This is a genomic window from Pseudomonas sp. GW821-FHT07G06 (assembly GCF_058986625.1).
This window is the reverse complement of record NZ_JBYSVW010000008.1, coordinates 253,990-267,191: the sequence shown is the minus strand read 5'-3', so window position 1 is coordinate 267,191 and position 13,202 is coordinate 253,990. Positions and strand designations below refer to the sequence as shown.

At 60.9% G+C, this 13,202-nt stretch carries 11 protein-coding genes; 9 read left to right on the top strand and 2 right to left on the bottom strand.

Annotation, left to right across the window (positions count from 1 at the left end):
- Positions 1-27 precede the first annotated feature (27 nt).
- The gene (locus AC3WJW_RS15940; RefSeq protein WP_116581099.1) at positions 28-927 is read right to left on the bottom strand and encodes a LysR family transcriptional regulator ArgP; all 900 of its coding nucleotides are present in this window, start codon (positions 925-927) and stop codon (positions 28-30) included.
- Between the two features lie 95 nt (positions 928-1,022).
- On the opposite strand from AC3WJW_RS15940, the gene AC3WJW_RS15935 reads away from it, so the two are divergent.
- The 3 genes from AC3WJW_RS15935 to AC3WJW_RS15925 all read left to right on the top strand — a co-directional run bounded on the left by AC3WJW_RS15935 (position 1,023) and on the right by AC3WJW_RS15925 (position 2,794).
- A complete protein-coding gene (locus AC3WJW_RS15935; protein ID WP_116581100.1) occupies positions 1,023-1,424 on the top strand; it encodes an ACT domain-containing protein in 402 nt (133 codons plus the stop codon).
- Positions 1,425-1,430: 6 nt separating this feature from the next.
- The gene (locus tag AC3WJW_RS15930; protein WP_015096661.1) at positions 1,431-2,033 is read left to right on the top strand and encodes a LysE/ArgO family amino acid transporter; all 603 of its coding nucleotides are present in this window, start codon (positions 1,431-1,433) and stop codon (positions 2,031-2,033) included.
- 164 nt (positions 2,034-2,197) lie between these two features.
- Positions 2,198-2,794 (top strand): superoxide dismutase, encoded by a 597-nt coding sequence (locus tag AC3WJW_RS15925; RefSeq protein ID WP_008022038.1) that lies wholly within the window; start codon positions 2,198-2,200, stop codon positions 2,792-2,794.
- Positions 2,795-2,971: 177 nt separating this feature from the next.
- Here AC3WJW_RS15925 and AC3WJW_RS15920 read toward each other — a convergent pair whose 3' ends face one another.
- Entirely contained in the window at positions 2,972-3,235 is a 264-nt protein-coding gene (locus AC3WJW_RS15920; RefSeq protein ID WP_407799206.1) for a DUF6124 family protein, read from the bottom strand.
- 1,068 nt (positions 3,236-4,303) lie between these two features.
- On the opposite strand from AC3WJW_RS15920, the gene AC3WJW_RS15915 reads away from it, so the two are divergent.
- From AC3WJW_RS15915 to AC3WJW_RS15890, 6 genes are all read left to right on the top strand, one after another.
- Positions 4,304-6,355, top strand: coding sequence for a putative bifunctional diguanylate cyclase/phosphodiesterase (locus tag AC3WJW_RS15915; RefSeq protein WP_493726648.1), 2,052 nt, complete (start codon positions 4,304-4,306; stop codon positions 6,353-6,355).
- Positions 6,356-6,586: 231 nt separating this feature from the next.
- Positions 6,587-7,936, top strand: coding sequence for an imelysin family protein (locus AC3WJW_RS15910; RefSeq protein WP_493726647.1), 1,350 nt, complete (start codon positions 6,587-6,589; stop codon positions 7,934-7,936).
- Positions 7,937-8,212: 276 nt separating this feature from the next.
- Positions 8,213-9,640, top strand: a complete 1,428-nt coding sequence (locus tag AC3WJW_RS15905; protein WP_493726646.1) for a di-heme oxidoreductase family protein — start codon at positions 8,213-8,215, stop codon at positions 9,638-9,640.
- A 27-nt stretch (positions 9,641-9,667) separates the two neighbouring features.
- Complete coding sequence (locus AC3WJW_RS15900; protein WP_493726645.1) at positions 9,668-10,732, top strand: imelysin family protein; 1,065 nt, start codon at positions 9,668-9,670, stop codon at positions 10,730-10,732.
- A 14-nt stretch (positions 10,733-10,746) separates the two neighbouring features.
- Positions 10,747-11,847: a DUF1513 domain-containing protein gene (locus AC3WJW_RS15895; protein WP_493726644.1), complete on the top strand. Its 1,101-nt coding sequence runs from the start codon at positions 10,747-10,749 to the stop codon at positions 11,845-11,847.
- A gap of 200 nt (positions 11,848-12,047) precedes the next feature.
- Entirely contained in the window at positions 12,048-13,196 is a 1,149-nt protein-coding gene (locus AC3WJW_RS15890) for an efflux RND transporter periplasmic adaptor subunit (protein ID WP_493726643.1), read from the top strand.
- The last annotated feature ends 6 nt before the right edge of the window (positions 13,197-13,202 follow it).

The window sequence follows — 13,202 nt, the reverse complement described above, 5'->3', positions numbered from 1 at the left end:
CTTCACTTGCAGCTTGCAGCTTGACGCTTAAGGCTGCTTCCAAGGCACCAGCCATTGCTTCGATGCGCTGACCAATTGATCGGTGAGCAGCCCCAGCAACTGACCGCCATTACGCCAATGATGCCAGTACAGCGGCACATCGATCGGCTTATCTGGCAATAACTCCCGCAACACGCCCCTTTCAAGCTGCTCGCGTACCTGCAGTTCCGGAACCAGGCCCCAGCCCAGACCGGCTTCGGTCAATCGAATGAAACCTTCCGACGACGGGCATAAATGGTGCTCGAAACCACCCTCGACGCCGAGGGACGCAAGATACCGATGCTGCAGGAAATCGTCCGGGCCAAACACCAGCGCCGGGGTGCGGGCCAACTGATCGGCGCGTACGCCTTGCGGAAAATGCCGGGCAATAAAGGCCGGGCTGGCCAGCGCACGGTAACGCATGGCCCCCAGCAGCACGCTGCGCGCGCCCGCCACCGGACGCTCGCTGGCGCAGACACAGGCTGCCACCTCGCCGGCACGCATGCGCTTGAGGCCGACGGTCTGGTCTTCGACCACCAGATCCATCAACAAATGCTGTTGCGCGCAAAACTCCCCCACCGCCTGCGCCCACCAGGTGGCCAGGCTGTCGGCGTTCAGGGCGATCCGCAGGCGTTCCGGCAGGCCCTCTTCATCCAGTGCCGGCACCAGGCTTTGCAAATCCCGCTCAAGCAGGCGCACCTGCTGCACGTGGTTGAGCAACCGCCGACCGATTTCCGTCGGCGTCGGCGGTGTGGCCCGCACCAGCACCGGCTGGCCAACCCGCGCTTCCAGCAGCTTGATGCGCTGGGATATCGCCGACTGCGACAAGCCCAGCACCTGAGCCGCCCGTTCAAAGCCGGCCTGTTCGACCACGGCGGCCAGGGCAGAAAGCAATTTATAGTCGAACATCAGTTTTCCTAATGAGCGATCAGCAAGATTGGTTTTTCTTATACAGCCTTCACAGGGACAATGACCAGCAAGAACTCTTGAACAAGGAACACCACATGGCTGGCGAAACTTCATTGGCAACGCTGCTGCGCAGCATGAGCCCGCAACTCAATGCCGGCGAATACGTGTTCTGCACCCTGCGCGACGGCCAGTTGCCTGCGGGCCTGGAGATTGTCGGCAGTTTCCGCGAGCAGGAAGGCCTGACCGTGATCCTCGAACGCTCCCACGCCGAAAAAGCCGGGTTCAGCTTCGACTACGTCGCCGCCTGGATCACCCTGAACGTGCATTCGGCACTCGAAGCGGTTGGCCTGACCGCCGCCTTCGCCACGGCATTGGGCAAGGCCGGCATCAGTTGCAACGTGATTGCCGGCTACTACCACGACCATTTGTTTGTCGGCCAGGCCGACGCCGACCGTGCCCTGCAGGTGCTGCGGGATCTGGCAGCCAACGCGGAGTAAAAAATCATGTGGCAAAGTTATATGAACGGCCTGTTGGTGGCCTTTGGCCTGATCATGGCGATCGGCACCCAGAATGCGTTTGTCCTCGCGCAAAGCCTGCGGCGTGAACATCACCTGCCGGTCGCAGCACTCTGCGTTGCCTGCGACGCCCTGTTGGTGGCAGCGGGGGTGTTTGGCCTGGCGACGGTATTGGCACAGAACCCGACCTTGCTGGCCATCGCCCGCTGGGGCGGTGCAGCGTTTCTGTTGTGGTATGGCACCCAGGCACTGCGCCGGGCCTTTTCGAAACAGAGCCTTGAGCAGGGCGAGGGTCAGACCGTACGCTCGCTGCGGGCGGTCATGCTCAGCGCGCTGGCGGTGACCTTGCTCAACCCGCACGTCTACCTGGACACCGTCCTGCTGATCGGTTCCCTGGGCGCACAACAAACCGAGCCCGGCGCGTATGTGGTAGGTGCGGCCAGTGCCTCGCTGCTGTGGTTCTTCACCCTGGCGCTGGGTGCGGCATGGCTGGCACCCTGGCTCGCCCGCCCCGGTACCTGGCGAATTCTCGATCTGTTGGTGGCGGTGATGATGTTTGCCGTAGCGCTGCAGTTGATCGCGGCCATCTGATTCGCGGAACCTCTATTCCACACAGTTGTTGCGTGGTTATGCCGCCCCCCCGGTGCTATGATCCGTCTCCCTGCGCCGCAAAGAGTACAAACTCCCCGGCGCTTGTCTGGCCGCCCGTGATCGGCCTTGCGCTCACCGCAACTGACCTGATTAGGAGAATCATCATGGCTTTCGAATTGCCGCCACTGCCGTACGCACACGATGCCCTGCAGCCGCACATTTCCAAGGAAACTCTGGAATTCCACCACGACAAGCACCACAACACCTACGTCGTGAACCTGAACAACCTGGTGCCAGGCACCGAGTTCGAAGGCAAGACCCTGGAAGAAATCGTCAAGACTTCCTCGGGCGGTATCTTCAACAACGCCGCACAGGTCTGGAACCACACTTTCTACTGGAACTGCCTGGCGCCAAACGCTGGCGGTCAACCAACCGGCGCACTGGCTGAAGCCATCAACGCAGCTTTCGGTTCGTTCGACAAGTTCAAGGAAGAGTTCAGCAAGACTTCCATCGGCACCTTCGGTTCCGGTTGGGGCTGGCTGGTGAAGAAGGCTGACGGTTCCCTGGCCCTGGCCAGCACCATCGGCGCCGGCAACCCGCTGACCAACGGCGACACCCCGCTGCTGACCTGCGACGTCTGGGAACACGCTTACTACATCGACTACCGCAACCTGCGTCCGAAGTACGTCGAAGCGTTCTGGAACCTGGTCAACTGGAAATTCGTGGCTGAGCAGTTCGAAGGCAAAACCTTCACCGCTTAAGCTCGACGCCAGTCAAAAAACCCGGCTTTTTAGCCGGGTTTTTTATTGCCCGGGATTTTTCAGCGTTCGGCAGGGACCCTTCGCGAGCAGGCTCGCTCCCACATTGGATCGGGCTACACCCGACCACTGTGGGAGCGAGCCTGCTCGCGAAGAACGATGACGCGGTTAGCCTGCCAACTACTGCGGATCGAGGTTATCCAACGCTCGACTCACCGCCAGCTCCGCCAACATGACAATCTGCGAAATGGCCAACGCTGTGTTGCGCTGGGGGCCATTCAGGTAGGTGGCGAAATCACTCGCCAGGACATTGGCTGAAGCCAGTGACTCACAGGCGTGGGCAAGAAGGGTTTCAGTGTCCATGTCGGGAACGATCATGAACATGGTGTGGGGGCTGTAGGGTTTGGTGGTGCTGCTGGGGGGATCGGGGATTAACTTATCCACTGAAATATACCTATGCGGTGGGTGCCACCCATTGCCGTTCTCACACGGCAAAGAGGTGGCAGCTATGTGCGAGGTGAGAAAACCGGTCATAGGCACCCGGCCAGACAAAAGTCTGCCCGCACACAGCCGCCATAACGCATTTACAGACAGCGGAAAAGCTGGCGGCAATTATGCGGATACTGGCACTGGATGACTATGACTTGCCGGGTTCTCACACCCGATCGCTGAGTTTTCAGCGACAGTCAGAGGCTATTGAGTCCACTTCCGACGGGCAACCTGAAAACTGCGTGGGAAACTTCTGGCGCTTTCCTACACCGCGTTAACCCGCAAAAACGTAACGAGGAACCAGCTCCCACAGGGATCGGGGACATCTGCAAAAACCAGGTCGGCTGTCAGGCCGCCATCGCGAGCAAGCTCGCTCCCACAGAAAAGCAAAGGCAGGTCGGCGTACACAGACGCTTCTCACCACTCATCAGGCCGAGCGTTAGCTCGCCTGCCGCTCTTGATCTTGATCCACCCGCCCCCTCGGCAGGCTGAGTGGAGGTGTTCATCCGGGGATGGGCGCGCAGCGCCGTTCGACGCAGTCGAACTCATTGCATGTAGGTCGAAGCGAAGCCGACCGGAGAGCAATGCCCCCGGATGAATACCGGAGCGAAGGAACCCCGAGCCTAAGCGAGGGGCCGTACGTAAGGGGCGAGACCTTTTGGTTACTTTTGGGGCGTTTGCCAAAAGTGACCCGCTGTAAGAGCGGAACCGTAAGCCGCCGTTACCAAAGAAATGGATATGTACCCGGTTAAAAACCCAACAATGAAACAAGCCTCAAGCCCCTTGCCCCCCCGCCACAGACGGCTAACATCAAACAAAAGGAAAATATCCCCACCCTCACCCCTAAAGTTGAAGGACTCGACAACCGACACAGTGCTAATAGGCTAACTCGTCAAGACAACTGCAAATCAGCCAAGCTGCAGGCAAAATCCCCCAAGGATGATTGTCCCTTTGACTGCCATCACGGGATTGCCAATACTCATGGCAACTTGATGCTACCCGCACGGAACAAGGAATAACCCTTTGAAGCTGGAACTCAAGAACAGCTTGTCGGTGAAGTTGCTCCGGGTCGTGCTCCTGTCGGCATTGATCGTCGGCGTGGTCTTGAGCTGCGCACAGATCGTGTTCGATGCCTATAAAACACGCCAGGCCGTCGCCAACGATGCCGAACGCATCCTCGACATGTTTCGCGACCCCTCGACCCAGGCCGTCTACAGCCTGGATCGGGAAATGGGCATGCAGGTGATCGAAGGCCTGTTTCAGGACGCAGCCGTACGCAAGGCCTCCATCGGCCATCCCAACGAAGCCATGCTCGCGCAAAAAACCCGCGAATTGCAGCACTCCCACAGCCGCTGGCTGACCGACCTGATTCTCGGCAAGGAGCGCACCTTCACCACCCAACTGGTCGGTCGCGGGCCTTACAGCGAGTATTACGGCGACCTGAGCATCACCCTCGATACCGCCACCTACGGCCAAGGGTTCATTGTCAGCTCGGTGATCATCTTCATCTCCGGCGTACTGCGCGCGCTCGCCATGGGGCTGGTGCTGTATCTGGTCTATCACTGGCTGCTGACCAAGCCGCTGTCGCGGATCATCGAGCACCTCACGGAAATCAATCCGGATCGTCCCAGCGAACACAAGATTCCGCTGCTCAAGGGCCACGAGAAAAACGAACTGGGCATCTGGATCAACACCGCCAATCAATTGCTCGAGTCCATTGAACGCAACACCCATCTGCGCCACGAGGCGGAAAACAGCCTGTTGCGCATGTCCCAATACGATTTCCTGACGGGACTGCCGAACCGGCAGCAATTGCAGCAGCAACTGGACAAGATCCTCATCGACGCCGGCAGGTTGCAGCGCCGGGTCGCGGTGCTGTGTGTCGGCCTCGACGATTTCAAGGGCATCAACGAGCAGTTCAGCTACCAGACCGGCGACCAGTTGCTGCTGGCCCTGGCCGATCGCCTGCGCGGCCATAGCGGTCGCCTGGGCGCCCTCGCCCGCCTCGGTGGCGACCAGTTCGCCCTGGTCCAGGCTGATATCGAACAACCCTACGAAGCCGCCGAGCTGGCACAAAGCATTCTCGATGATCTGGAAGCGCCGTTTGCCCTCGATCATCAGGAGATTCGCCTGCGCGCCACCATCGGCATCACCCTGTTCCCCGAGGACGGCGACAGCACCGAGAAGCTGTTGCAAAAGGCCGAGCAGACCATGACGCTGGCCAAGACCCGCTCGCGCAACCGCTATCAGTTCTATATCGCCAGCGTCGACACCGAAATGCGCCGCCGCCGCGAGCTGGAAAAAGACCTGCGCGATGCGCTGGTCCGCAATCAGTTCTACCTCGTCTACCAGCCGCAGATCAGTTACCGCGACAACCGCGTGGTGGGCGTCGAAGCGCTGATTCGCTGGCAACACCCTGAGCACGGCATGGTGCCACCGGACTTGTTCATCCCGCTGGCCGAACAGAACGGCACCATCATTGCCATCGGCGAATGGGTGCTGGACCAGGCCTGCAAACAATTACGCGAGTGGCATGACCAGGGCTTCAGTGACCTGCGCATGGCGGTCAACCTGTCCACGGTTCAATTGCACCATGCCGAACTGCCACGGGTGGTCAACAACCTGCTGCAAATGTACCGCCTGCCGCCACGCAGCCTGGAACTGGAGGTCACCGAAACCGGCCTGATGGAGGACATCAGCACCGCAGCCCAGCATCTGCTCAGCCTGCGCCGCTCCGGTGCACTGATCGCCATCGATGACTTTGGAACCGGCTATTCATCCTTGAGCTATCTCAAGAGCCTGCCGCTGGACAAGATCAAGATCGACAAGAGCTTCGTTCAGGACCTGCTCGATGACGACGACGATGCGACCATCGTTCGCGCCATCATCCAGCTGGGCAAGAGCCTGGGCATGCAGGTGATTGCCGAGGGTGTGGAAACCGCCGAACAGGAGGCCTACATCATTTCCGAAGGCTGCCACGAAGGTCAGGGTTATCACTACAGCAAGCCATTGCCGGCGCGGGAACTGGGCGTTTACCTCAAGCAGGCCCAACGTAGCAACGCGGCTATTTTGTAACCCCCCTGTAGGAGCGAGCCTGCTCGCGATGAACTTGAGAACACCGCGGGGTATCAGGTTCCCGGCGTTATCGTTGACGTCCATCGCGAGCAGGCTCGCTCCTACAGGGATTCGTGAATAAGAAATATTTCCACCTACAACCCTTTACACATAATGCGAAAGATTTGCATTATGTCGCAGTTTTGCGTGCGCATAGCGCCACTCCACCCCTATCCAAGCAGGATGTTCGCCATGATTCGTATGCCTCTGGCTACCGCCAGTCTGTTGGCCATCGCTATTTCCCTCGCCGGTTGCGGCGAAGGTGACAAAGAAAAAGCTGCCGCGCCTGCACCTGCGCCAGCCGCCAGCACCGCGGCCGCCCCGGCTGCTGCACCTGCCGCTGCCAGTAAAGTCGACGAAGCCGCCGCCAAAGCCGTTGTCGCTCACTACGCCGACATCGTTTTCGCCGTTTACAGCGATGCCGAATCCACCGCGAAGACCCTGCAAACCGCCGTAGACGCCTTCCTCGCCAAGCCGAACGCCGACACCCTGAAAGCCGCCAAGGCAGCCTGGGTTGCCGCTCGCGTGCCTTACCTGCAGAGCGAAGTGTTCCGCTTCGGCAACACCATCGTTGACGACTGGGAAGGTCAACTGAACTCCTGGCCGCTGGACGAAGGCCTGATCGACTACGTCGACAAGTCCTACGAGCACGCCCTGGGCAACCCGGGCGCCACCGCCAACATCATCGCCAACACTGAAGTGCAGATCGGCGAAGACAAGGTCGACGTCAAAGACATCACCCCGGAAAAACTCGCCAGCCTGAACGAGCTGGGCGGTTCCGAGGCCAACGTCGCCACCGGTTACCACGCCATCGAATTCCTGCTCTGGGGCCAGGACCTGAACGGCACCGGCCCTGGCGCCGGCAACCGTCCGGCTTCGGACTACCTGGAAGGCAAAGGGGCTACCGGCGGTCACAACGATCGTCGTCGTGCCTACCTGAAGTCCGTGACTCAGCTGCTGGTCAGCGACCTGGAAGAAATGGTCGGTAACTGGAAGCCGAACGTGGCCGACAATTACCGCGCCACCCTGGAAGCAGAACCGGCTGAAACCGGCCTACGCAAAATGCTGTTCGGCATGGGCAGCCTGTCCCTGGGCGAACTGGCGGGCGAGCGCATGAAGGTTTCCCTGGAAGCCAACTCCCCGGAAGACGAACAGGATTGCTTCAGCGACAACACCCACAACTCGCACTTCTACGATGCCAAGGGCATTCGTAACGTGTACCTTGGCGAATACACCCGTGTCGACGGCACCAAAATGACCGGCGCCAGCCTGTCGTCCCTGGTGGCCAAGGCCGACCCGGCTGCCGACACCGCGCTGAAAGACGACCTGGCCGCTACCGAAGCCAAGCTTCAAGTCATGGTCGACCACGCCAACAAGGGCGAGCACTACGACCAGTTGATCGCTGCCGGCAACACCGCAGGCAATCAGATCGTTCGTGACGCCATCGCTGCGCTGGTCAAGCAGACCGGTTCGATCGAAGCCGCCGCTGGCAAACTGGGCATCAACGACCTGAACCCGGACAACGCTGATCACGAATTCTGATCAACGCTGGCTGAATGAAAAAGGCGACCTTCGGGTCGCCTTTTTCATATCTGCTACATCCGGGTCCTTGTGGGAGCGAGCCTGCTCGCGAAGGCGGCTGCCTATCCGACATCAATTTTGACCGTGACGCCCTCTTCGCGAGCAGGCTCGCTCCCACAGGGTTCCCTGTTACCCAAAAACCTGCCCCACATCAAGCAAACGATAATTCCTCTTATTCAAATTCCTATCCCCTGTTAGACTTTGCGCCCTTGTTTTGCTCGTCTTGCAGGATCTCTGATGCCCTCGCTGCCTCTTCGCTTGTCCGCACTGTTTCTGGCCCTGGGCCTGAGTGCCTGCGATGACGCCCCGAAATTCACCCAGGCAGAACCCGGTGAAGCCCGCTCCGGCGGCAGTGCGACAGTGCGCAAGACCGATCAGAACGCGTTTTCCATGCCTTCGGCGAACCTGCCGCCGTCCCGGCGTGTGGATTTCAGCGTCGGCAACAGCTTTTTCCGCAGCCCTTGGGTGATCGCCCCTTCGACGACGACCGCGCGCGATGGTCTCGGCCCGCTGTTCAACACCAATGCCTGCCAGGGCTGTCACATCAAGGACGGCCGCGGCCATCCGCCGACTGCGGACGATGTGAACGCCGTGTCGATGCTGGTACGCCTGTCGATTCCCGACGCCCCGGCGTATGCCAAGGTCATCGAGCAGATCGGCGTGGTGCCGGAGCCCGTCTACGGCGGTCAGTTCCAGGACATGGCCGTACCCGGCGTGGCCCCCGAAGGCAAAGTGCGGGTCGATTACACCGCCGTGCCGGTTCGCTTCAAGGACGGCACCGAAGTCGAGTTGCGCAAACCAAGCCTGAACATCACCCAGCTGGGCTACGGTCCGATGCACCCCGACACCCGTTTCTCGGCACGGGTTGCCCCGCCGATGATTGGCCTGGGCCTGCTCGAGGCGATCCCTGACGAGGCGATCCTGGCCAACGCCGAGGCACAGGCCAAGGCGAACAACGGCATCAGCGGACGACCGAACCGGGTCTGGGATGACGCCGGGCAAAAGACGGTGCTTGGACGATTTGGCTGGAAAGCCGGACAACCGAACCTCAATCAGCAAAATGTTCACGCGTTTTCGGGCGATATGGGCCTCACGACCAGCCTGCGGCCCTTTGACGATTGCACGGACGCGCAAACGGCCTGCAAACAGGCACCCAGTGGCAACGGCCCCAATGGCGAGCCGGAAGTCAGCGATAACATCCTGCGCCTGGTGCTGTTCTACAGCCGCAACCTCGCCGTACCGGCCCGTCGTGACGTCAACGCCCCTGAAGTGCTGGCCGGCAAGACCCTGTTTTATCAGGCCGGTTGCCAGTCCTGTCACACACCGAAATACACCACCGCCGCCAACGCTGCCGAACCTGAACTGGCCAATCAAGTGATTCGCCCCTACAGCGATCTGCTGCTGCATGACATGGGCGACGGCCTGGCTGACAACCGTAGCGAATTCCAGGCCAGTGGCCGCGAATGGCGCACCCCGCCGTTGTGGGGCATCGGCCTGACACAGGCGGTCAGCGGCCACACCCAGTTCCTGCACGACGGCCGCGCCCGCAACCTGCTCGAAGCCGTGCTCTGGCATGGCGGCGAGGCGACAGCGGCGCAGCAACAGGTTTTGTCTTTCAATGCCGAGCAGCGCGCCGCGTTGCTGGCGTTCCTGAATTCCCTTTAACACGCATTCCACTCGCGGGAGCCCGACATGTTCCGTCCCAAACTGTTGTTCACCAGCCTTGCCGCCCTCGCCCTGGGCGCCTGCTCGCCCCAGGATCCGCAAGCGGTCACGTCGGCGGCCATCGCCAAGTCGGTGATCCTGCCAACCTACACCCGCTGGGTTGAAGCCGACCGTCAACTGGCGGTCAGCGCCCTCGCCTACTGCGAAGGCAAGGAAACCCTGGAAACTGCCCGTGCCGACTTCCTGCATGCGCAAAAAGCCTGGGCCGAGCTGCAACCGCTGTTGATCGGGCCATTGGCCGAAGGCAACCGTTCGTGGCAAGTGCAGTTCTGGCCGGACAAGAAGAACCTGGTCGGCCGTCAGGTCGAGCAACTGGTCACCGCCCAGCCGCAGATCGATGTTGCAGCGCTGGCCAAGTCCAGCGTCGTGGTGCAGGGCCTCTCGGCCTACGAATACATTCTGTTCGACAGCAAGCCTGACGTGGCCAACGCTGAACAGAAGGCCAGGTACTGCCCACTGTTGATCGCGATTGGCGAACGCCAGAAGCAATTGGCCGAAGAGATTCTGCAAACCTGGAACAACACCGACGGCATGCTCGCGCAAATGAGCAAATTCCCGAACCAGCGCTACGCCGACTCCCACGAAGCGATCGCCGATCTGCTGCGGGTGCAAGTCACGGCCATCGACACCCTGAAGAAAAAACTCGGCACGCCGATGGGTCGCCAGAGCAAGGGCGTGCCGCAACCGTTCCAGGCCGATGCCTGGCGCAGCCAGTCGTCCCTGACCAGCCTCGAAGCCAGCCTCGCGGCCGCCAAGACGGTCTGGGAAGGGGTGGATAACAAAGGCCTGCGCGGACTGTTGCCGAGCGAGCAGAAACCCTTGGCCGACAAGATCGATGCCGCCTATGCCGCCTCGCTGAAACTGTTTGCCGGCAACCAGCGTTCGCTGACCGACATGCTCAATGACGAGGCCGGCCGCCTGCAACTCAACGAGCTGTATGACAGCCTCAACGTCGTCCATCGCCTGCACGAGGCCGATCTGGCCAAGGCATTGGGCATCCAGCTGGGCTTCAACGCCAACGACGGTGACTGATGAGGGCCAGTTCCATGCTGCGACGCCAGGTTCTGACATTAGGGAGTTTGCTGCTGGGTGCGGTGACGCTGGGCGGCTGGACGCTGTTCAAGCAAAAGGACAAGAGTCCGTTGTTGCTTTCGGCACGGGACGATACCGATGGCCAGCATTACGCCGTCGGTTATCGGCTCGATGGCACCCAGGTGTTCGCCACCCGGGTCGGCCAGCGTTGCCACGACATCATCAACCACCCGACACAACCGATTGCGCTGTTCGTCGCCCGCCGTCCGGGCACCGAGAGTTACCTGATCGACCTGCGCGACGGCACGCTCCTGCAAACCGTGGTGTCGCAGCCCAACCGGCACTTCTACGGACACGCGGTCATTCACCACAGCGGCGACTGGCTGTACACCACCGAAAATGACACCACCGATCCGGGCCGCGGCCTGCTCGGTGTGTATAAGTTCGAAGGCGAAAGGCTGGTGCACAGCGGTGAGATTTCCACCCACGGCCTGGGTCCGCACCAGGTGTCGTGGATGCCCGATGGCGAAACCCTGGTAGTGGCCAACGGCGGGATTCGCACCGAGGCCGAAAGCCGGGTGGAGATGAACCTCAACGCTATGGAACCGAGCCTGGTCCTGATGCAACGTGACGGCACCCTGCTGAGCAAGGAAACCCTCGCCCAGCAGATGAACAGCGTGCGCCATCTGGCCATCGCCAGCGACGGCACCATCGTGGCCAGCCAACAGTTCATGGGCGCGGCCCACGAGTCGTCGGAGCTGTTGGCGATCAAGCGTCCCGGCCAGCCTTTCGTGGCGTTCCCGGTGCCCGAGCACCAGTTGCAGGCTATGGGGCACTACACCGCCAGCGTCGCGGTGCACAACGACTTGCGCCTGGTGGCGTTGACTGCGCCGCGGGGCAATCGTTTCTTCATCTGGGACCTGGACAGCGGTGAAGTACGCCTGGATGCCCCCCTGCCCGATTGCGCCGGGGTCGGCGCCGTGGCCGATGGTTTTGTCGTGACCTCGGGCCAGGGGCGCTGCCGCTACTACGACTGCCGTCAGACAAACCTGGTCGCCAAACCGCTGGAGCTACCCGCAGGGCTCTGGGACAACCATCTGCATCTGATGGCCTGAATCATTGAAAAGATCGCCGCCTTGGGCCGCGCCGGCATCGGGATGACGTACACCCCGCAGGCGCGACCCGAGACGGCGAATCTTTTCAGGCTTTCCCCCCTCTAATACCTCACAACCTGTAAAAACGGCAGTTGGATTACCTCTAGACTCCCGGTAATGTGCCCTGCTGTCTCACCTGATTTTCTCCAAGGAACTGGAATATGCTGCGTCGCCGCATGCTGATCATGTTGGGTGTGGTTCTACTGATTGTGCTGGTCCTGGCCGCGTACAAAGCCTTCTCGATCTACACGATGGTTCAAGGCTTCTCTGCGCCTAAACCGGCCATCAGCGTTGCCGTGGCCACCGCCACCGAGCGCCCGTGGCAAGCCCGCCTGCCTACCGTTGGCACGCTCAAGGCATTGCAGGGCGTGGACCTGAGCCTGGAGACCGATGGCACCGTCATCGATTTGCAGTTCGAGTCAGGGCAAAAGGTCAAGGCCGGTCAACCACTCCTGCGCCTCGACAGCGCTGTTGAAAGTGCCCTGTTGGAAACGGCACTGGCCGACCTCGGGCTGGCACAGCTCGATTACGGTCGCGGTAGCCAACTGGTCGGCAGCCAGGCCATTTCCAAAGGCGAGTTCGACCGACTTTCGGCGGTGCTGAAGAAGAGCAGGGCCACGGTCAATCAACTCAAGGCTGCGCTCGGCAAAAAAAGCATCGTCGCGCCCTTCAGCGGGACCATCGGCATTCGTCAGGTTGACGTTGGCGACTATCTTGCCAGCGGCACCATGATCGCCACCCTGCAAGACCTCAGTAGCCTGTATGTGGACTTTTTTGTGCCCGAGCAGTCGGTGCCGAAGATTGCGCTCGGCCAGCCAGTGCAGGTCATTGTCGCGGCGTATCCGACCCTGGAGTACCCCGGCACCATCAGTGCAATCAACCCCAAAGTCGAGAACAGCACCCGTAACGTGCAGGTCCGCGCCACCCTGGCCAACCCCGATGGCAAGTTGATGCCAGGCATGTTCGCCAACCTCCAGGTGCTCCTGCCCGACCCGCAACCGCGCATCGTGGTGCCGGAAAGCGCGATTACCTACACGCTCTACGGCAACTCGGTGTATGTGGCCGTGCAAAAGAAGGCCGAAGACGGCAGCCCGGTAAAGGATGACAAGGGCCAGCCGGTGCTGATCGCCGAACGGCGATTTGTCGAAACCGGCGAACGCCGCGATGGGCAGGTGATGATCACCAAAGGCGTGCAGAACGGCGAGAAAGTGGTGACCGCCGGCCAGCTCAAACTGGATAACGGCGCGCACATTGCCATCAGCGACGACAAGACCCTGGCCGAGCAGAACAGCCCGCCTCGCGCGGACTGATCAAGG